We start from the raw sequence: 20,010 nt of genomic DNA, 5'->3' as shown, positions 1-20,010 counted from the left end.
CGTCACGCGGGATCGCCTTCCGCGGGCAGGTGATCACTTTCCGTCCGCATGGAACCGCCCTCCGCACGTACCGGGTTGACGTCCGTACGCAGCCGGAACCGCTGGAGCTTCCCGGTCGCCGTCCGCGGCAGCGCGTCCAGGAAGACGATCTCGCGCGGGCACTTGTACGGCGCCAGCTCGGACTTGACGAACGCGCGCAGCGCCTCGGCGTCCTGCCGGGCGCCGGGCCGCAGTACCGCGTACGCCACCACGACCTGGCCGCGCGACTCGTCGGGGTGTCCCACGACAGCGGTCTCGACCACGTCCGGGTGACGCAGCAGCGCGTCCTCGACCTCCGGGCCCGCGATGTTGTATCCGGCGGAAATGATCATGTCGTCCGCGCGGGCCACATACCGGAAGTAGCCGTCGGGCTCGCGGACGTAGGTGTCTCCGGTGATGTTCCAGCCGTCGCGTACGTACTCCCGCTGCCGTTGGTCGCCCAGGTAGCGGCAGCCGACCGGGCCGCGCACGGCGAGCAGTCCGGGCTCGCCGTCGGGCACGGGCTCACCCGAATCGTCGACCACGCGCGCGTGCCAGCCCGGTACGGGGACACCGGTCGTGCCGGGACGGATCTGCTCGTCGGCCGCGGAGATGAAGATGTGCAGCAGTTCGGTGGCGCCTATGCCGTTGATGACGCGCAGACCGGTGCGGTCGTGCCAGGCCTGCCAGGTGGCGGCGGGGAGGTTCTCGCCCGCCGAGACACAGCGCCGCAGGGACGTGATGTCGTACGCGGCCAGCTCGTCCAGCATCGCGCGGTACGCGGTCGGCGCGGTGAACAGGACCGACACGCGGTGCTCGGCGATCGCGGGCAACAGCTGCTTGGGACCCGCCTGTTCGAGCAGCAGCGCACTGGCGCCGACACGCATCGGGAAGATCACCAGGCCGCCGAGCCCGAAGGTGAAACCCAGCGGGGGACTGCCCGCGAAGACATCGTCGGGGTGTGGTCGCAAGACATGATTCGAGAAAGTGTCCGCTATCGCCAACACATCACGGTGGAAGTGCATACAGCCCTTGGGGCGGCCGGTCGTGCCGGATGTGAACGCGATCAGCGCCACGTCGTCGGCCGCGGTGTCCACGGCGGTGAACGGCTCGTCAGAGGCCTCGCGGTTCAGGAGGTCGTCGGGAGCGTCCCCACCGTACGTCGTGATCCGCAGCCCGGGGATCTCCGCCTTCGCCAGGTCGTCCACCGACCGGATGTCGCAGAGCGCGTACTCCACCCGGGCGATCTCGCACATCGTGGCCAGCTCGTGGGGCCGCTGCTGGGCAAGGGCCGTGACGACGACCGCACCCGCCTTCAGCACGGCCAGCCAGCACGCGGCCAGCCACGGGGTGGTGGGGCCGCGGAGGAGGACCCGGTTGCCGGGGACCACACCGAGATCGGACGTCAGGACGTGGGCGATGCGGTCGACGCGGGTGCGGAGTTCGCCGTACGTCCACACGTCACCGGAGGCGGTGCGGAAGACCGGGCGCTCGGGGTCGGCGTGGTCGAGGAGCTCGGCGGCGCAGTTCAGATGCCCGGGGTAGCGCAGCTCGGGGAGGTCGAAGCGGAGCTCGGGCCACTGGTCGGGGGGTGGGAGGTGGTCGCGGGCGAAGGTGTCGACGTGCGCGGTGGCACCGGCGCCGGCCGTGCCGGTGGCCGAATCGGCGGCCGCGTCGGCGGCTGCGCGGGCCTGGGCGTAATCGTTTGCGTAAGCGTTTACGTGGGCCGAGGTCGTCGGCCGCACGGTATCCCTGGGGTCTTTTGGGTCCATGGGGTCCATGGCGGTTCGCCCCCTCGTCGTGGTGGGCTCGCACCAGGAGCGTATCGTGTTGGTGACGACAGTCAACGGTCCGCGATAGCCTCGCAGTGCAGCCCGACACGGGAGAGGGGACCGGCCATGTCCGCATTCTCGCTCGATCCGGCACAAACCGCCTGGTGCGCGGAGCTGCGCGCGCTCGCCGCGGACCGGTTGAGCCCGGTGGCCGAGAAGGGCGAGCCGGGCCACGTCAACCGCCCGCTCGTCGCCGAGCTCGGCCGGCTCGGGCTCCTTGACCGCCTGTTCACCTCCGGCGCGCTCGACCTCTGCCTGATGCGGGAGTCCCTCGCGTACGCCTGCACGGAGGCGGAGACGGCCCTGGCCCTCCAGGGGCTCGGCGCGCATCCCGTCCACGTGTACGGAACCGCGGCCCAGCGCGAGCGCTGGCTGCCCGGGGTGAGCGAGGGCACCACGGTGGCGGCCTTCGCGCTGAGCGAGCCGGGCGCGGGCTCGGACGCGGCGGCGCTGGCCTTGCGCGCCGAGCCCGACGGCCCCAGCCGATGGCGCCTCACCGGTGAGAAGTGCTGGATCTCCAACGCCCCCGAAGCCGACTTCTACACCGTCTTCGCGCGTACCGGCCCCGACGCCGGTTCGCGCGGGGTCACCGCCTTCCTCGTCCCTGCCGACCGGCCCGGCCTCACCGGCGCACCCCTCGACATGCTCTCCCCGCACCCCATCGGCACCCTCGCCTTCGACGGCGTTCCGGTGACGGCGGACGACGTGCTCGGTGAACCGGGGCGCGGCTTCCGCGTGGCGATGAGCACGCTGAACCTCTTCCGGCCCAGCGTCGGAGCGTTCGCGGTCGGCATGGCGCAGGCCGCGCTGGACGCGACTCTCGGGCACACGGCCCAACGGGACGCGTTCGGCGGCAAGTTGAAGGACCTTCAGATCGTGGCCCACCAGGTCGCCGAGATGGCCCTGCGCACGGAGGCGGCACGCCTCATGGTGTACGCGGCAGCGGCGGCGTACGACGCGGGTGAACCGGATGTGCCCAAACGGGCGGCGATGGCGAAGCTGCTCGCGACCGAGACGGCCCAGTACGTCGTCGACGCGGCGGTGCAGTTGCACGGTGCCCGGGCCCTGCGTCGCGGTCACCTACTCGAGCACCTCTACCGAGAGGTGCGCGCCCCACGGATCTACGAGGGCGCCAGCGAGGTCCAACGGGCCGTCATCGCCAAGGAGTTGTACGCCACGACGACCGAGGAGCCGCGATGACCACCGAGCGCGTCAACCCGCCCGAGCTGTCCCCGCCCACCGGCTTCTCGCATGCCGTCACGGCCACCGGCTCCCGCCTCGTCTTCCTCGCGGGCCAGACCGCACTCGACACCGACGGAAAGATCGTCGGTGCCACGCTCCCCCTGCAGTTCGAGCGTGCCCTGGCCAATCTCCTCACCGCCCTGCGCGCGGCGGGCGGTGAGCCCGCCGATCTCGTCCGCGTCACCGTCTACACGACGGATGTCGACGGCTATCGCGCCCACGCTCCCGAACTCGGGCGTATCTGGCGGCGGTTGGCCGGACGCGAGTACCCCGCGATGGCGGTGATCGGGGTGGTCCGGCTCTGGGACACCCAGGCGATGGTGGAACTCGACGGAGTCGCCGTACCGGCCTGAGCGATGGATGTCAGGCCGCGATGGCCAGCTGCTCGGCCGGCACCCGGTGCGGGGCGACGACACGGCCGTCGGGCAGCAGCGCGCCGGTGTCGTCGAAGACGATCACGCCGTCGCACAGCAGGTACCAGCCCTGCTCGGGGTGCGAGGCGACGATGTGCGCGTCGTCGTGGTGGACGCGCTCGGAACGGTCGGCGGACGGGCACGAAGGCTGGTGGGAACACATGGCGTACCTCCACGTGCGATGGGTTCGGGCGGCGTTGTCGTCGCCTCGCATAGATAGACCATGCGCCCGTCGAGAACTCATCGGAACAGCCGGAAGGGAAGCGTGACAACACGCGGACAACACTCGGACGTGCCGAAGACGGACGGTGCGGACTCGCCACCAAAGGGGTGACGATGACGCCCGCGAGCGCACCGGGCCGGTACCTGTGGAAGTCCCCACTCCCAGGAGGTACTCCGATGCCATTGCGCCAGGTCATGGGCACAGCCGCCGGTGCCGCTCTGCTGCTGCTCACCGCTTCGTCCGCACACGCGGTCTCCGATTCACATGAAGTGCCGGAGAAGGCCGATCCGTTCGGGACGGTGACCGTCGACTCGACGGGTCACGTCGACGCGGACGGCACCGTCACCCTCTCCGGCACCTACCGCTGCACGGGCGCCACCGGCCCGGTCTTCGTGAGTTCCTCCCTGGGCCAGGGCAAGAGCGTCGGCCTCGTACGGAAGGGCGTCGGTGGCACCCTCGCGGTCTGCGACGGTGCCGAGCACCGCTGGACGAACGCCGACCACTCGGAGCCGGGCCGGTTCAAGCCCGGTACGGCTCGCGTCGAGGCCACGCTGATGGAGCTGCGCTCCGACAGCGGCCTTCCGCTGCCGTACTTCCACGTGGCCCAGAAGCGGAACGTCACGCTCGTCGGCTGACCTTCGGCGAGCACGCCCACGGACGGCCCGCCCGCCGAGCCCCAGGAGACCCGGCGGGCGGGCCCGTCTCGCCAGAAACCTCAGCCGTCCCGCCGCCCCGCACCCTCCGCCGAAGAGGGCCGGCAACCGTCCTCCGCCGAGGGCCCGCCCACATAGCTCGAATCCAGCCGATACACACCCGCCCGCCGCACGGTCAGCCGGGTCCAGGGTCCGTCCGGCCGTACGCAGGCCCCGTCGGCCCGCAGCCACGGCGAGTACCGGACCCGTACGGTCACCGTCCCGGCGTGCGGCACGCGCAGCACCACGTCGGCCTCGCCCGCCCGCACCACCCGTGCCGGCGCCGAGGCGAGCGGCTGCGCGTCCCTGACGCGGTAGATCCTCCAGTGCGCGTCGTGCCACACGGGCTCGAGCCAGTCCTGCCCGGAGGTGACCAGGGCGGCCTCGTGTTCGGCGGGCCCGTCGGGCTTGGCGTCAGGCACGACGACGTACGCCACGGCCCAGTGGCGCAGCCAGGCGTGATAGCGCGGAGCGTCGAGCGCGCCCTCGTAGAACAGCCGCCCTCGCTCGACGTCCAACTGCCGGTTCCAGCCCCGCATCAGCTGCGCGTGCGGGGCGAAGAGCGCGGCTTCACGGTGGTTGCGGGCGGGCACCACCTCGACCCGGTCGCGGTCCGCGTCGAGCCGGTCGAGCTCCGCGAGCACCCCCTCGGTGTGCGTGGCCCAGGCCGGTACGGCCGTGGTGACCCGCAGGTCGTTGACCGTCATCGTGCCGGTCCACGCGACCGCCGCGGCGAGCGCGAGAGCCGGCGGGAGGGCCCGGCCCACGATGGCCCGGGTGATGCGGGCGGCGGCGGACCCGGTATCCCGCAGGCACGCGAGCAGCACCGCGGGAGCGAAGAGCGCCGCGAGCCGTTCCACGTTGGTGCCGATCGGCGAGGGAACGAGACAGGTCAGCACCACCCCGACGGCGTACACGGCCGCTCCGGCCCGTACCACCCGCCACTCGCGGGGAGCCGCCCACAGCACGGCGGCGGACAGGAGCAGGGGCAGCAGCGTGCGGCCCGCGGCCATGGGCTGCTCGCCCTGGAAGGGGAACAGAAACACCGTCAGGGCGCCGACGGCGACGGGCGGCACGGAGAGGGCGAGGCACTTGGCGTACCTCCGGTCGAGCAGATATCCGGCACCGGCCACCAGCAGGAACAGCCCGGCCACCGGGCTGGCCAGGGTGGCGAACAGTGCGCCGAGCGCGCCGGTGGTGAGCGCGCCCGCGGTGAGCGCGCCGGTGGTGAGCGTGCCTTTGGTGGGCGTGCCCGTGGTGATCCGGTCCGGTCGCTCCGGACGCCCGGCCACGGCGAGGAGGCCCGCGAGTCCGAGGGCCAGCCCGAGGGCGAACGTGGTCCGCCCCGAGGCGAGGTTGGCCCACAGCCCGAACGCCCCGAGCAGCGCGGGCCACAGCGGCGCCCTGGTGACGGTCCGCTCCAGCAGCGAGCCCAGCAGCCAGGTGCCGGCCACTCCGGCCAGCACGGACACCGTGCGTACCCCCAGCACCGCCATCAACGGGGGTGACAGCACGCTGTAGTTGGCGGTGTGCGTGCCGCCGTACCAGAACAGCCCGTACGCCGCGTCCGGGTTCCGTGCGGCGAATCCCGCCCAGGCGTACTGCGCCGCGAGATCGCCGCCACCCGTCGCGAGAAACACGGCCCACACCCCGTACAGCGGGAGGACGGCGAGGACCGCGAGCACCGGGACGCGGCACGTCCGCGCCCGAAGCGGGCCGTATGCGGGCTTCCGCGGGACCTCGGGGAGGCAGTCCGGTCCGGGCGGGGCCGGGGCGAGCGCGGAGAACGGCTGTGCGGGCATGGAGGCGGTTCCTGGGGCAGGGCAGGGCAGGTGGAAGGGGCGGAATGGGCTGTTGCGGAAACCGCCCGCCCGGTCCAGTGCCCGGTCCAACGACCCGCTGCCTGGGCCGTCACGTGTGGGGGTGCTTCAGCGCAGGGGGTGCAAGGGGGCGAGTTCGGCGGCGTTCTGCCCGGTCACGATCGATTCGGCGAGGAGTTTGCCGCTCAGCGGGCCCAGGGCGATGCCCCACATCCCGTGGCCGCCGCAGACATGCACGCGCGGCGAGCGGGTCGGACCGACGAGGGGCAGCCCGTCCGCGGTGCAGGGGCGCGGGCCCGCCCATTCGTCGGTACGGCGGCTGAAGTCGGCGCCGGGCAGCATGGGGCGTGCCGCGTCGACGACGGCCTGGACGCGGCGCGGGTCCGCGGGCCGGTCGGGGGCGGTGAACTCCATCATTCCGGCAACCCGTACACGCTCACCGAGCGGTGTGCAGACCACGCGCTGTGCGGCGAAGTACGTGGGCCTCGTGGGCAGTCCGTCAGCAGGCAGGGTGAAGCTGTAGCCGCGGCCGGACTGGACGGCGGCGCGTACGCCGAAAGGTCCCGCCAGCCGGTTCAGCCAGGCTCCGTTGGCGAGCACGGCGACATCGGCGCGCAGGCCCGTACCGTCGGAGCCGAGGACGGCGACCTCGCCGCCGTGGTCCCGTATCCGGGTCACCCTCAGCCCTTCGACGATCTTGCCGCCCCGCTCGCGCACCGCACCGGCGAGCGCCTCGACATAGGCACCCGGGTTCAGGAAACGCTGACCGCGCAGCCGTACGGCTGCGCTGATCCGCTCGGAGAGCGCGGGCTCCTGGGCCCGGGCCTCGGCGCCGGTCAGCAGGTCGTAGTCGACGCTCTGACCGGCCGCGCGCACCGCCTCCAGCTCGGCGGTGAACGGCGCGCGGGCCGCCTCGGTGGTGAAGGCGATGAGGCACGGGTCGCTCGGCCGCGTCGGTTCGGCGACGCCGCCCAGGGCGAGTTCGTCGTACGCGGCGAGCGCCCGCCGGTTCAGCGGGGCCAGCGCGCTCATCGCGACCTGCCATCGCCGGTGAGTGCAGTTGCGGCTGAACGACAGCAGGAACCGGGCCAGGCGCGGGTCCGCGCGGGGCGGGATGTAGAGCGGCGAGGACGGTGACAGCAGCGTGCGCAGTCCCAGGCGCAGGGCGCCCGGCTCGGGCAGCGGAACGGCGAGGGCGGGGGAGAGCCAGCCTGCGTTCCCCCAGGACGCGCCGGCCGCGACCTGCCGGCGGTCGACGACGGTGACCTCGACGCCCGCTTCCTGGAGGAACCAGGCGGTCGCCAGACCTGTCATGCCCGCACCGATCACCACGGCGCTGCGGGGCGGCGTCATGACCGGCCCCCGTCCTTCAGGACGACCGGCGGTCTGCGCTCGGCGGTCCGTGTCGCCTGCTCGAAGGCGTACCCGGCCCGCAGGACCGCCAGGTCCTGCCGGTGCGGGCCGACCACCTGCAGCCCGACCGGCAGGCCCTCCGGGGTGAAGCCGGCCGGCACCGACAGCGCGGGACAACCGGTGACGGAGATCAGGTAGGCCGAGCGCATCCAGTCCAGGTACGTCTCCATCGGGGTGCCGTCCACGGAGGCGGGGTAGGGGAGCCGGAGGTCGAACGGGGCGACCTGGCTGACCGGCAGCAGAAGCAGGTCGTACGTCTCGAAGAACTCCCGGACGCGGTGGTAGAGGGCGGCCTGCAGCAGCTGGGCCCGGCCGAGATCGGGGCCGGTGAGCGTGCGGCCCTCCTTGATGTTCCACACCACGTCCGAGGCCATCCGGTGGCGGTGCTCGTCCAGCAGGGTCCCGTACGCGAGTTCCATCTGCCAGGCGCGCTGGACGAGGAAGACCTCGTCGGCGCCGGACAGGTCGGGGCAGGCCTCCTCGATCGCGCAGCCCAGCGAGGCGAACACCTCGACCGCCGGATCCAGCGCGGCCCGTACCTCGGCGTCGACGGGCACGGCCCCGCCGAGGTCGGCCGACCAGGCCACCCGCAGACCGCGCACATCGCCGTCCAGGGGGCCCGCGAAGGCGGCGCCCGGCGTCTCCAGGGCGAGCGGGCTGCGCGGGTCGGGACCCGCGAGCACGGACAGGCCCAGCGCGACGTCCTGCACCGTCCTGGCCATCGGCCCCTTCACCGACAGCTGCCCCCACGGCGCCTTGTCGGGCCAGGACGGTACCCGGCCGGGGGAGGGGCGCAGCCCCACGACGTTGTTGAAGGACGCGGGATTGCGCAGCGACCCGCCGGTGTCACTGCCGTCGGCGATCGGCAGCATGCCGCAGGCGAGCGCGGCACCGGCGCCGCCGCTGCTGCCACCCGCGCTGCGGGAGAGGTCGTACGGGTTGCGGGTGGGCCCGAACACCTTGTTGACGGTGTGTGAACCCATGCCGAGTTCGGGGACGTTGGTCTTGCCGATGGTGATGGCCCCGGCGTTCCTGAGGCGCTCGACGACCAGGTGGTCCCGGTCGGGGACACGGTCGGCGAAGATCGGCGAGCCGTATGTCGTGCGGATGCCCGCGGTGTCGTGGAGGTCCTTGTGTGCGACGGGCAGCCCGTGCAGGGGGCCGACCTCCGCGCCCGCCACCAGCCGCGCGTCGGCCTTGGCCGCCTCCTCCAGTGCCTGGTCGGCGACGAGGGTGACGATGGCGTTCACCGCCGGATTGACGCGCTCGATCTGCGCGAGGTGGGCGGTGACGACTTCGCGGGCGGACACCTCGCGACGCCGGATCGCGGCCGCGAGATCGGTGGCGGTCCGGAAGCAGAGCTCATCCATGGGATTCACGACGGGTGCGACGCCTCTCAGAACGTTTCCTTGAGCTGCACGGCGGCCAGCACCCCGAAGAGGATGAAGGCGCCGGACAGCAGCACATTCGACATGACCTTGTTCCGGTACAGGGGTTCGATGCCCCGCCGGTTGAGCAGCACCAGTAGCGCCCCGGACAGCAGGGGCAGGATCAGGGACCCGAAGGCGGCGTACGTCAGCACCAGGGCGACCGGCTTTCCCATGAACGTGACGGCGACCGCCGCGGCCGCGCAATAGAGCACGAAGAGGCGGAAGGGCCGGCTGGTCTGTGCCATGTGGGGCTCGGCGTCGCTCTCCGGAATGCCGCGCAGGTTCCGCAGGGAGTCCGCCAACAGGTAGCAGAGGGCGTTGAACCCGCCGACGAGCGCGCTCAGCGTCACGAAGAAGAAGGTCCCCAGGAACAGGACGCGGGCCGCCGACCCGAGGTCCGCGCCGAGCGGGTCGGCGAGCGCGGCAAGCCCGTCGTTGCCGCTGATGGTCTCGCCGGTGCCGTACAGCAGACCCGTCCCCACGACGGTGGTGCACAGCACGAAGAGGAAGGTGACGGTGTAACTGACCGCGGAGTCCGCTCGCATGACGGGCAGCCAGCTCCGGTGCTGCCAGCGCTTCTCCCTCACCCAGTAGCTGTACGAGGCGATCCCGGCCGTGCCGCCCACCCCGCCGATGAGGGCGAGCACGGTCACCACGTCCCCCTCCGGCAGCCTCGGGCGCAACGAGGAGAACAGACCCGGCAGATCGTCGGTGGTGGCGAGCGTGGCGATCGCCAGGGCGACCATGCCGAGGAACTTGACGAGCATGAAGCCGCTCATCACCCGCTCGAAGAGCGCATAGCGGCCGACGTACACGATCGCGGCGGACGCCAACGCGATCGCGATGGCCAGCGGACGCAGCGGCAGGGCGGGGAACAGCGTGGACAGCGCGAGCGAAGCGACCGAGCCGAGCGCCGCCCCGTAGAGCAGCCCGATGACCAGCACGAACACGAAGAACGCCGCGGGCAGCCAGCGCCCGACCGACCGCAGGCTCGCGATCACGGTCTGGCCGGTCGCCAGGTACAGCCGTCCCACCGCCTCCGTGAGCGCGAACTTCAGGACGACGCCGATGAGGATCGCCCACAGCAGCGCCATCCCGTACCCGGAGGCGCCCGCGAGGGACGTCACCATGTCCCCGGCACCGACGCTCGCGGCCGCCAGCACCAGGCCGGGGCCCAGCAGGGCCAGCCGGCCTCGCCTGGTGGCGGGGGCCTGCTCGGGTTCAACCGCCTGGTGCCCAAGGGAAGTTGCCCGTGTCGTTCCTGGTGTCGCGGCCACGTCGATCATCTCCGTATGGCGTGAGAGCGGGAGTCATCGGTTCGTGCGGCTCATGTCGTGCAGGCTCGGGCACGCTGACGGAAGGGAACAAGAATCTCGGCCGAAGTGACGGAATCGGCCATAGACTTGGTGCGATGAACGCACGGCAGACCGGTCCCGTGGCGGATTCGCTGGACCGGCGCATCATCAGCGCCCTGCAGATAGACGGCCGGGCCTCATGGCATCGCATCGCGACGGCACTCGGCGAGGCCGAACGCACCGTCGTCCGCCGGGGAACACGGTTGCTGGACTCCGGTCTCGTGCGGATCGGGGCCATGGCCCTGTACGGCCGCAGCACGGTGGTCGGGGTGCGCTGCGCCCCGGGGCAGGCACGGATGGCCGCGAGCGCGCTGGCCCGCCGGTCCGACTGCGTCTTCACCCATGTGCTGACCGGATCCCCGGACTGCGTCGCGGAGTTGCTCTGCCCCCGGGAAGATCTGGCGAGCCTGGTGATGGACGAACTGCCGGGCCTGCCGGGCATGGTGGAGACGTACACCCTGCCGGTGCTGCGCCACATCCGTACGATCCGCGAGTGGCACTCCGGTCTGCTCACCGACGACGAGATCGCCGCCCTTGCGGGCCCGTCCGAGGCGCCCGCGCCGTCACCGGCGTCCGATGGCGACGTGATGCCGCCCGGTGACGTGGCACACGAACTCTCCCGCCCGGACCGCCTGTTGCTGAACGCGCTGGCCGAGGACGGGCGGTGCACCTACGAGGAACTCGGCCGCGTCGCCGGAGTGTCGGAGGCCACCGCGCGGCGGCGCCTGGCCGCGCTGCGCCAAGGCGGCAGGGTACGCATCCGTGCCGTGATCGAGCCGGCCCTGCTCGGACTGCCGGTCGAGGCCGTGCTCCGGGTGCGCAGCGCTCCGGCGCAGGCCGAGGCGGTGGCGGCGGCGCTGGCGGACAACGTCCATGTCCGGTACGCCAGTTTCGTCACCGGAGAGCATCAGATCCTGGTGCTGGCGGCACTGCCCAGCGAGCAGGCCCTGTACGACTTCGTCACCCGGGCTCCCTGGCTGCGGGACGTGACGTCCGTGGACACCTCGCTCGTCCTCAGTTCGCTGAAGCGCGGCGGGATGCTCGTGCGTCGGCCGCGGTGACGGCGTTCGTGCCGGGCCGCCCTGGAGGAGACCGCGGCGAGCACGGACCCCGCTCGTACGCCTCAGATGTCCCGGAAGGTCTCGATCTGTGCCCCGACGGAGTTGAGCCGCTCCGCCAGATCCTCGTACCCCCGGTTGATGACGTACACGTTCCGCAGCACGGACGTGCCCTCGGCCGCCATCATCGCCAGCAGGACGACCACGGCCGGCCGCAGCGCGGGCGGGCACATCATCTCGGCGGCGCGCCAGCGGGTCGGGCCCTCGACCAACACTCGGTGCGGGTCGAGGAGTTGGAGGCGTCCGCCGAGGCGGTTGAGGTCGGTGAGGTAGATCGCGCGGTTGTCGTAGACCCAGTCGTGGATCAGTGTCTTGCCCTGCGCGGAGGCGGCGATGGCCGCGAAGAACGGGACGTTGTCGATGTTCAGACCCGGGAACGGCATCGGGTGGATCTTGTCGATCGGCGCCTCCAGCTTGGAGGGCCGGACGGTCAGGTCCACCAGGCGCGTACGGCCGTTGTCCGCGAAGTACTCGGGGGTGCGGTCGTGGTCGAGGCCCATCTCCTCCAGGACCGCGAGCTCGATCTCCAGGAACTCGATCGGCACGCGGCGCACGGTCAGCTCGGACTCGGTGACGACCGCGGCGGCCAGCAGGCTCATCGCCTCGACCGGGTCCTCGGACGGCGAGTAGTCCACGTCGACGTCGATGTTCGGCACGCCGTGCACGGTGAGCGTCGTGGTGCCGATGCCCTCGACCCGAACGCCCAGCGCCTCAAGGAAGAAGCACAGGTCCTGGACCATGTAGTTGGACGAGGCGTTGCGGATGACGGTCGTGCCGTCGTGGCGCGCGGCGGCCAGCAGCGCGTTCTCGGTCACCGTGTCGCCGCGCTCGGTCAGCACGATGGGACGGCCCGGGGTCACCTCGCGGTCCACCCGTGCGTGGTACAGACCCTCGGTGGCCGTGATGTCAAGGCCGAACCGGCGCAGCGCGATCATGTGCGGCTCGATCGTCCGCGTACCCAGGTCGCAACCGCCCGCGTACGGCAGCTTGAAGCTGTCCATCCGGTGCAGCAGGGGGCCGAGGAACATGATGATCGAGCGCGTACGGCGGGCTGCCGCCGCGTCGATCGACGTCATCTCCAGCTCGGCCGGCGGCACGATCTCCAGGTCCACGCCGCCGTTGATCCACCGGGTGCGTACGCCGATGGAGCCGAGCACCTCCAGAAGGCGGTACACCTCCTCGATGCGGGCGACGCGGCGCAGCACGGTGCGACCCCTGTTCAGGAGCGTCGCGCAGAGCAGCGCCACGCACGCGTTCTTGCTGGTCTTCACGTCGATGGAGCCGGAGAGCCGACGGCCGCCGACCACCCGAAGATGCATCGGACCCGCATAGCCGAGCGAGACGATCTCACTGTCCAGGGCTTCACCGATTCGGGCGATCATCTCAAGGCTGATGTTTTGGTTTCCGCGTTCGATGCGGTTCACCGCACTCTGACTGGTGCCGAGCGCCTCGGCCAGCTGCGTCTGTGTCCATCCCCGGTGCTGACGGGCGTCACGGATGAGCTTGCCGATGCGTACGAGGTAGTCGTCTGCCATGGCGGCAGGTTATCTCACATATGAGATGGGGCATCTCGGGGGGTCCGGGAGAGTGACGGTCCCTCAGCGACGTTTGGGGCGCTTGCTGCTGGTCCGCCGCCAGCCGAAGGGACCCGGCAGATCCATCGAGGTGGTCCGGCGCCCCGTGCTGCTGTGCGTGCGCCGCGGACCGTGCCGGCCGCCCGTGGTGAAGGACCACGATCGCCGGTTGATGTTCAGCCGCACCCCCGGCAGGATCCGGAAGCTCTTGCGGAATGTGAGGGGCATACGTGCCTCCTTTCGTCCGCCGCCGGGTACCCCGAATGCCGGTCGGTACGCCGAACGCGCGGACGCGAGGCACCGCATCTCCCCTCTCGCTCACGGCAGTTGCGGAAGTCCGAGTCAGTTGAGGGGGGGTCGAGTCACTTGAGGTGGTTCGAGTGACTTGAGGGGGTTCGAGTCACTTGAGGCGGTCCGTGTTCCCGTCCCAGCGGGCGAGGTCCCTCAGCCAGGTCTCCGCCGTACTGTCGGACGGCGCGCGCCAGTCGCCGCGAGGCGAAAGCGAACCACCGGCCAGGACCTTCGGCCCGTTCGGCATCGCCGAGCGCTTGAACTGCGCGAACCCGAAGAAGCGGCGACAGAACGTCTCCAGCCAGTGCCGGATCTCCGGCAGCTCGTACGCCGTCCGCTTGGCCTCGGGGAACCCCGGCGGCCACGCGCCGGCGTCCCGGTCGTGCCAGGCGTGCCAGGCCAGAAAACCGATCTTCGACGGCCGGAAGCCGTGGCGCAGGATGTGGAAGAGGGTGAAGTCGTGCAGCGCGTACGGGCCGATCCTGGACTCGGTGGACTGCAGTTCCTCGCCCGGCACGAGCTCCGGGCTGATCTCCGTGTCGAGGATCGCGGCCAGCGTCTCGTTGGCTTCCTCCTCGAACTGGCCGCTGCTGATGACCCATCGGACGAGGTGCTGGATGAGCGTCTTCGGCACGCCGGAGTTGACGTTGTAGTGGCTCATCTGGTCGCCGACGCCGTACGTGCACCAGCCGAGCGCCAGCTCGGACAGGTCGCCGGTGCCGAGCACGATGCCCCCGCGCTGGTTGGCCAGCCGGAACAGGTAGTCGGTGCGCAGCCCGGCCTGCACGTTCTCGAAGGTCACGTCGTACACCGGTTCACCGGACGAGAAGGGGTGACCGATCTCCTTGAGCATGAGCCGGGCGGTGGGCGTGATGTCCAGTTCGGCCGCGGTGACGCCGAGCGCCCGCATCAGCTTGTGGGCGTTGCCCTTCGTGTGCTCGCCAGTCGCGAAACCGGGCAGCGTGAAGGCCAGGATGTCGCTGCGGGGCCGGCCCGCGCGGTCCATGGCCCGGGCGGCGACGATCAGCGCATGCGTGGAGTCGAGGCCTCCCGACACTCCGATGACGACCTTCGGGCCGCCGATCGCCGCCAGCCGCTGCTGCAGAGCCGAGACCTGGATGTTGTAGGCCTCGTAACAGTCCTGGGCGAGGCGATCGGGATCGGCCGGCACGAACGGGAACCGCTCGATCCGGCGACGCAGCCCGAGGTCGGTCGCGGGCGGATCGAGCCGGAACGACACCTGCCTGAAGCCGCCCGTACGCGCGGTGTGGGTACGGCGGTTGTCGTCGAACGTGCCCGTCCGCTGCCGCTCCTGCCGCAGCAGGTCGAGGTCGAGGTCGGCCACCGCGTACTGGTCGCCCTGCGGGAAACGATCGGTCTCGGCCAGCAGGACGCCGTTCTCGTAGATCATGGTCTGGCCGTCCCAGGACAGGTCGGTGGACGACTCGCCCAGTCCGGCCGCCGCGTAGACGTAGGCTGCAAGGCAGCGCGCGGACGCCGAGCGGCACAGCAGCCGCCGGTCCTCGGCCCGCCCGACCGTGATCGGGCTGCCCGAGAGGTTGACGAGAACGGTCGCCCCGGCCAGCGCCGCCTCCGCGCTCGGGGGCACCGGCACCCACATGTCCTCGCAGATCTCCGCGTGCAGCACCAGGCCGGGGACGTCCTCCGCCTCGAAGAGCAGATCCGTGCCGAACGGCACGGTCGCACCGCCGACCCGGATCGTCCCGCCGCGCTCGTCGTCGCCCGCGGCGATCTGCCGCCGCTCGTAGAACTCGCGGTAGTTCGGCAGGTAGGACTTGGGCGCGACACCGAGGATCCGCCCTCGGTGCACGACGACCGCGCAGTTGTAGATCCGATGGCGGTGGCGCAGCGGGGCACCGACGACGAGCACCGGGAGCAGCTCCGCCGACCCGGCCACCACGGTCTGGAGCGCCGCCTCGACCTCGTCGAGCAACGCGTCCTGCAGCAGCAGGTCCTCGATCGAGTAGCCGGACAGGCAGAGCTCGGGGAACACGGCGACGGCGACCCCCTCCTGCGCGCATCGGCGGCCCTGCCTCAGGACCGCCTCGGCGTTGGCGCACGGCTCGGCGATGGCGGCATGGCCGGTGCACGCGGCGACCCGCGCGAAGCCGTGCTGATAGATCGACCAGAAATTCACGCGCAGACCGGCCTTTCGAAGAACGTCTCCAGCACTATCGTCGCCTGCGTCCCGCTCACGCCCTCGATCGCGTACAGCCGCCGCAGGACGTCCTGCAACTGCTCCGTGGTGGCCGTGCGCACCTTGACGAGGACGGCGGCAGTGCCGGCGATGACGTGGGCTTCCTGAATCTCGGGGACGGCGGCGAAGGATTCGGCCGCGCCGCCCATCCAGGCCGACGAGTCGACCATGACGAAGGCGAGTACGCCCCGTCCGAGAGCGGCCGGGTCGACATCCACGGTCGTGCGGCGGATGACACCGCGTTCACGGAGTTTACGTACGCGGTCATGAGCCGCGCCTGCCGACAGGCCGACCGCCTTGCCCAGTGCCGCGTAGGCCCGTGTGGCGTCGCGCTGGAGCTCCGCGATCAGCGCCCTGTCGATGTCGTCCACGATCCCCTTGACCATCCCCATGCCTTCACCATATCTGGTTCGGGCATATTATGATCACCGCGAATGACATTCAACTGAACTCGGGGAGATGTTGACGATGTCCGGCGAGATGCTCAACAACCTGTACGAGGTTCTGGACGAGCGCTTTCGCACCGGCGGGTGCGCCAACGGCGACGCACGGCTCGAGCGGCTGCACTCCGACTGCCGCTGGGCCGAGGGGCCGCTCTATCTGCCCGCCTGGCGGCAGCTGATCTGGAGCGACATTCCCAACGACCGCCTGCTGCGCTGGGACGAGGCGACGGGCGTGACCGGGGTCTTCCGCTCCCCGGCCGGATACGTCAACGGCAACACGCTCGACCGCGAGGGCCGGCTGGTGAGCTGCGAGCAGGGCAACCGCCGGGTCACCCGCACCGAGCACGACGGCCGCGTCACCGTGCTCGCCGACCGCTTCGAGGGCAAGCGCCTCAACAGCCCGAACGACGCGGTCGTGGGCTCCGACGGCTCCGTCTGGTTCACGGACCCGGACTTCGGGATCATCAGCGACTACGAGGGACACCGTGCCGAGAGTGAGATCGGCACCTGCGACGTCTATCGGATCGACCCCGTGACGGGCGGGGTCCACCGGGTCGCGGACGGATTCGGCGGACCGAACGGCCTGGTCTTCTCGCCGGACGAGAAGCAGCTGTACGTCGCCGACACGCGAGCCGCGCAGATCCGCGTCTTCGACGTGCGTGAGGACCGCACCCTCTCGAAAGGCAGGGTGTTCGCCGAGCGCACCGACGGCGGCTTCGACAACATCCGTCTCGACGACGCGGGGCGGCTGTGGGCCGCAGCGTTCGACGACGGTGTGCACTGCTACGACCCCGATGGCGCCCTCATCGGAAGACTGCACGTGCCCGAGCCGGTCTCCAACATCGCCTTCGGCGGTCCGAAGAACAACCGGCTGTTCATCACGGCGACGACCTCGCTCTACTCGCTCGTGATGTCCGTGACGGGACTGCCCCGGGTGTCGGCCTTCACTGGAGCAGGGCGAGGAGGCCGGGCATGACCAACCCGGCCCCATGTACTAGAGTTATCTCGACATCGAGATATCTGCCGAGGCGTGCCGCAGCCGCCCGATCGGTAAGGGTTACCTAACTTAGCCTGACCTTAGCGGATCGGCCAAGAGGGCGTGGCGGCAGGATGCGGTGGTACGCGCACATGAATGAAGGAGACTGTCGTGTCGGCGAACAGCTTCGACGCCCGTAGCACGCTCAGCGTGGGCGACGAGTCGTACGAGATCTTCCGGCTGGACAAGGTGGAAGGCTCGGCCCGCCTTCCGTACAGCCTCAAGGTCCTGCTGGAGAACCTGCTCCGTACCGAGGACGGCGCGAACATCACCGCCGACCACATCCGTGCCCTTGGCGGCTGGGACTCGCAGGCCCAGCCCAGCCAGGAGATCCAGTTCACGCCGGCCCGCGTGATCATGCAGGACTTCACCGGCGTGCCCTGCGTCGTGGACCTCGCCACCATGCGTGAGGCCGTGAAGGAGCTGGGCGGCGACGCGGCGAAGATCAACCCCCTCGCCCCGGCCGAGCTGGTCATCGACCACTCCGTCATCGCCGACAAGTTCGGCACCAACGAGGCCTTCGCGCAGAACGTCGAGCTGGAGTACGGCCGCAACAAGGAGCGCTACCAGTTCCTGCGCTGGGGCCAGACCGCCTTCGACGAGTTCAAGGTCGTCCCGCCGGGCACCGGCATCGTCCACCAGGTGAACATCGAGCACCTCGCGCGGACCGTCATGGTCCGTAACGGGCAGGCCTACCCGGACACCCTCGTCGGCACCGACTCGCACACCACCATGGTCAACGGCCTCGGTGTGCTCGGCTGGGGCGTCGGCGGTATCGAGGCCGAGGCCGCGATGCTCGGCCAGCCGGTCTCGATGCTCATCCCGCGCGTCGTCGGCTTCAAGCTGACCGGCGAGCTGAAGCCCGGCACCACCGCCACCGACCTCGTGCTGACCATCACCGAGATGCTCCGCAAGCACGGTGTCGTCGGCAAGTTCGTCGAGTTCTACGGTGAGGGCGTCTCCGCCACCTCCCTCGCGAACCGCGCCACCATCGGCAACATGTCGCCGGAGTTCGGCTCCACCGCCGCGATCTTCCCGATCGACGGCGAGACCATCAAGTACCTGAAGCTCACGGGCCGCAGCGAGCAGCAGCTCGCGCTCGTCGAGGCGTACGCCAAGGCGCAGGGCCTCTGGCTCGACCCGGCCGCCGAGCCCGACTTCTCCGAGAAGCTGGAACTGGACCTGTCGACGGTCGTCCCGTCGATCGCAGGCCCGAAGCGCCCGCAGGACCGGATCATCCTCGCCAACGCCAAGCAGCAGTTCGCGCAGGACGTCCGCAACTACGTGGACACCGCCGACGAGGCGGGCGAGGAGTCCTTCCCGGCCTCCGACGCCCCGGCCACCAGCAACGGCGTACCGACCCGCCTGACCACGGTCACGGCCCCCGACGGCTCGACCTACGAGATCGACCACGGCGCCGTCACCGTCGCCGCGATCACCTCCTGCACCAACACCTCGAACCCGTACGTCATGGTCGCCGCCGCGCTCGTCGCGAAGAAGGCCGTGGAGAAGGGCCTGACCCGCAAGCCGTGGGTCAAGACCACGCTCGCCCCGGGCTCCAAGGTCGTCACCGACTACTTCGACAAGGCGGGGCTCACCCCCTACCTCGACAAGGTCGGCTTCAACCTCGTCGGCTACGGCTGCACCACCTGCATCGGCAACTCAGGACCGCTGCCGGAGGAGGTCTCCAAGGCGGTCAACGAGCACGACCTGGCCGTCACTTCGGTGCTCTCCGGCAACCGCAACTTCGAGGGCCGGATCAACCCCGACGTCAAGATGAACTACCTGGCCTCCCCGCCGCTGGTCGTCGCATACGCCATCGCGGGCTCCATGAAGGTGGACATCACCAAGGACGCGCTGGGCACCGACCAGGACGGCAAGCCGGTCTACCTCGACGACATCTGGCCGACCGAGGCCGAGGTCAACGACGTCGTGGCGAACGCCATCGGCGAGGACATGTTCAACAAGTCCTACCAGGACGTCTTCGCGGGCGACGCCCAGTGGCAGGCGCTGTCGATCCCGACCGGCAACACCTTCGAGTGGGACCCGCAGTCCACGTACGTCCGCAAGCCCCCGTACTTCGAGGGCATGACGATGGAGACCACCCCGGTCTCCGACATCGCGGGCGCGCGCGTGCTGGCCAAGCTGGGCGACTCGGTGACGACGGACCACATCTCGCCCGCCGGTGCGATCAAGGCCGACACCCCGGCCGGCAAGTACCTCACCGAGCACGGTGTGGAGCGTCGTGACTTCAACAGCTACGGCTCGCGCCGCGGCAACCACGAGGTCATGATCCGCGGCACGTTCGCAAACATCCGCCTGCGCAACCAGATCGCGCCGGGCACGGAGGGCGGCTACACCCGCGACTTCACCCAGCCGGACGCGCCGGTGTCGTTCATCTACGACGCCTCGCGCAACTACATCGAGCAGGGCGTCCCGCTGGCCATCCTGGCCGGCAAGGAGTACGGCTCCGGCTCGTCCCGCGACTGGGCCGCCAAGGGCACCGCGCTGCTCGGCGTCAAGGCCGTCATCGCCGAGTCGTACGAGCGCATCCACCGCTCGAACCTCATCGGCATGGGCGTGCTGCCGCTGCAGTACCCGGAGGGCCAGTCCGCCGAGTCCCTCGGTCTGACCGGCGAGGAGACGTTCTCCTTCACCGGCGTCGAGGAGCTGAACAACGGCACCACGCCGCGCACGGTGAAGGTCACCACCGACACCGGCGTCGAGTTCGACGCGGTCGTCCGCATCGACACCCCCGGCGAGGCGGACTACTACCGCAACGGCGGCATCATGCAGTACGTGCTGCGCAGCCTGATCCGAAAGTAAGGGATCAAGTAAGCGATCCGGTACGGCAGTTGAGGGGCCGCATCTCTGGTAGGACTCAGGGTGCGG

The 20,010-nt window shown here is 70.7% G+C and carries 15 protein-coding genes and 1 pseudogene; 6 read left to right on the top strand and 10 right to left on the bottom strand.

Annotation, left to right across the window (positions count from 1 at the left end; all coding sequences use genetic code 11):
• Positions 1-2: 2 nt before the first annotated feature.
• Complete coding sequence (locus GAS53_RS27000) at positions 3-1,763, bottom strand: AMP-binding protein (protein ID WP_404829296.1); 1,761 nt, start codon at positions 1,761-1,763, stop codon at positions 3-5.
• 153 nt (positions 1,764-1,916) lie between these two features.
• On the opposite strand from GAS53_RS27000, the gene GAS53_RS26995 reads away from it, so the two are divergent.
• Positions 1,917-3,050, top strand: a complete 1,134-nt coding sequence (locus GAS53_RS26995) for an acyl-CoA dehydrogenase family protein (protein WP_151480309.1) — start codon at positions 1,917-1,919, stop codon at positions 3,048-3,050.
• Positions 3,047-3,445, top strand: a complete 399-nt coding sequence (locus GAS53_RS26990) for a RidA family protein (protein ID WP_151480308.1) — start codon at positions 3,047-3,049, stop codon at positions 3,443-3,445. The genes GAS53_RS26995 and GAS53_RS26990 overlap by 4 nt, the downstream gene beginning before the upstream one ends.
• 10 nt (positions 3,446-3,455) lie before the next feature.
• Here GAS53_RS26990 and GAS53_RS26985 read toward each other — a convergent pair whose 3' ends face one another.
• Positions 3,456-3,668: a DUF5999 family protein gene (locus tag GAS53_RS26985; protein ID WP_151480307.1), complete on the bottom strand. Its 213-nt coding sequence runs from the start codon at positions 3,666-3,668 to the stop codon at positions 3,456-3,458.
• Positions 3,669-3,904: 236 nt separating this feature from the next.
• Between GAS53_RS26985 and GAS53_RS26980 the strand changes: the two genes are divergently transcribed.
• A complete protein-coding gene (locus GAS53_RS26980) occupies positions 3,905-4,363 on the top strand; it encodes a DUF6299 family protein (protein WP_151480306.1) in 459 nt (152 codons plus the stop codon).
• 80 nt (positions 4,364-4,443) lie between these two features.
• On the opposite strand, the gene GAS53_RS26975 is transcribed toward GAS53_RS26980, so the two are convergent.
• From GAS53_RS26975 to GAS53_RS26960, 4 genes and pseudogenes are all read right to left on the bottom strand, one after another.
• Positions 4,444-6,222 (bottom strand): hypothetical protein, encoded by a 1,779-nt coding sequence (locus GAS53_RS26975; RefSeq protein WP_225859101.1) that lies wholly within the window; start codon positions 6,220-6,222, stop codon positions 4,444-4,446.
• Between the two features lie 126 nt (positions 6,223-6,348).
• Positions 6,349-7,650 (bottom strand): annotated as a pseudogene (locus GAS53_RS26970) (NAD(P)/FAD-dependent oxidoreductase); the annotation flags it as partial.
• Positions 7,590-9,023, bottom strand: coding sequence for an amidase (locus GAS53_RS26965; protein WP_151480304.1), 1,434 nt, complete (start codon positions 9,021-9,023; stop codon positions 7,590-7,592). The pseudogene GAS53_RS26970 and the gene GAS53_RS26965, both read right to left, overlap by 61 nt.
• Before the next feature lie 26 nt (positions 9,024-9,049).
• Positions 9,050-10,369 (bottom strand): Nramp family divalent metal transporter, encoded by a 1,320-nt coding sequence (locus GAS53_RS26960; protein ID WP_151480303.1) that lies wholly within the window; start codon positions 10,367-10,369, stop codon positions 9,050-9,052.
• A gap of 125 nt (positions 10,370-10,494) precedes the next feature.
• Here GAS53_RS26960 and GAS53_RS26955 point away from each other — a divergent pair, with 125 nt between their 5' ends.
• Positions 10,495-11,499, top strand: coding sequence for an Lrp/AsnC family transcriptional regulator (locus tag GAS53_RS26955; protein WP_151480302.1), 1,005 nt, complete (start codon positions 10,495-10,497; stop codon positions 11,497-11,499).
• A 62-nt stretch (positions 11,500-11,561) separates the two neighbouring features.
• Here the strand turns inward: GAS53_RS26955 and GAS53_RS26950 are convergent, their stop codons facing one another.
• From GAS53_RS26950 to GAS53_RS26935, 4 genes are all read right to left on the bottom strand, one after another.
• A complete protein-coding gene (locus GAS53_RS26950; RefSeq protein WP_151480301.1) occupies positions 11,562-13,091 on the bottom strand; it encodes a helix-turn-helix domain-containing protein in 1,530 nt (509 codons plus the stop codon).
• A 63-nt stretch (positions 13,092-13,154) separates the two neighbouring features.
• Positions 13,155-13,358 (bottom strand): DUF4236 domain-containing protein, encoded by a 204-nt coding sequence (locus GAS53_RS26945; protein ID WP_151480300.1) that lies wholly within the window; start codon positions 13,356-13,358, stop codon positions 13,155-13,157.
• 172 nt (positions 13,359-13,530) lie between these two features.
• Complete coding sequence (locus GAS53_RS26940; RefSeq protein ID WP_151480299.1) at positions 13,531-15,579, bottom strand: NAD(+) synthase; 2,049 nt, start codon at positions 15,577-15,579, stop codon at positions 13,531-13,533.
• Complete coding sequence (locus tag GAS53_RS26935) at positions 15,576-16,010, bottom strand: Lrp/AsnC family transcriptional regulator (RefSeq protein ID WP_151480342.1); 435 nt, start codon at positions 16,008-16,010, stop codon at positions 15,576-15,578. The genes GAS53_RS26940 and GAS53_RS26935 overlap by 4 nt, the downstream gene beginning before the upstream one ends.
• Positions 16,011-16,107: 97 nt before the next feature.
• On the opposite strand from GAS53_RS26935, the gene GAS53_RS26930 reads away from it, so the two are divergent.
• Both GAS53_RS26930 and acnA read left to right on the top strand, forming a co-directional pair.
• Entirely contained in the window at positions 16,108-17,058 is a 951-nt protein-coding gene (locus GAS53_RS26930) for an SMP-30/gluconolactonase/LRE family protein (RefSeq protein ID WP_192583298.1), read from the top strand.
• A 171-nt stretch (positions 17,059-17,229) separates the two neighbouring features.
• Complete coding sequence (gene acnA / locus GAS53_RS26925; protein WP_151480298.1) at positions 17,230-19,944, top strand: aconitate hydratase AcnA; 2,715 nt, start codon at positions 17,230-17,232, stop codon at positions 19,942-19,944.
• Positions 19,945-20,010: the final 66 nt, after the last annotated feature.

It is taken from the genome of Streptomyces albicerus (assembly GCF_008905045.1).
GTDB lineage: Bacteria > Actinomycetota > Actinomycetes > Streptomycetales > Streptomycetaceae > Streptomyces > Streptomyces albicerus.
The sequence above is the reverse complement of the archived record's forward strand: the minus strand, read 5'-3'. Positions and strand labels throughout refer to the sequence as shown.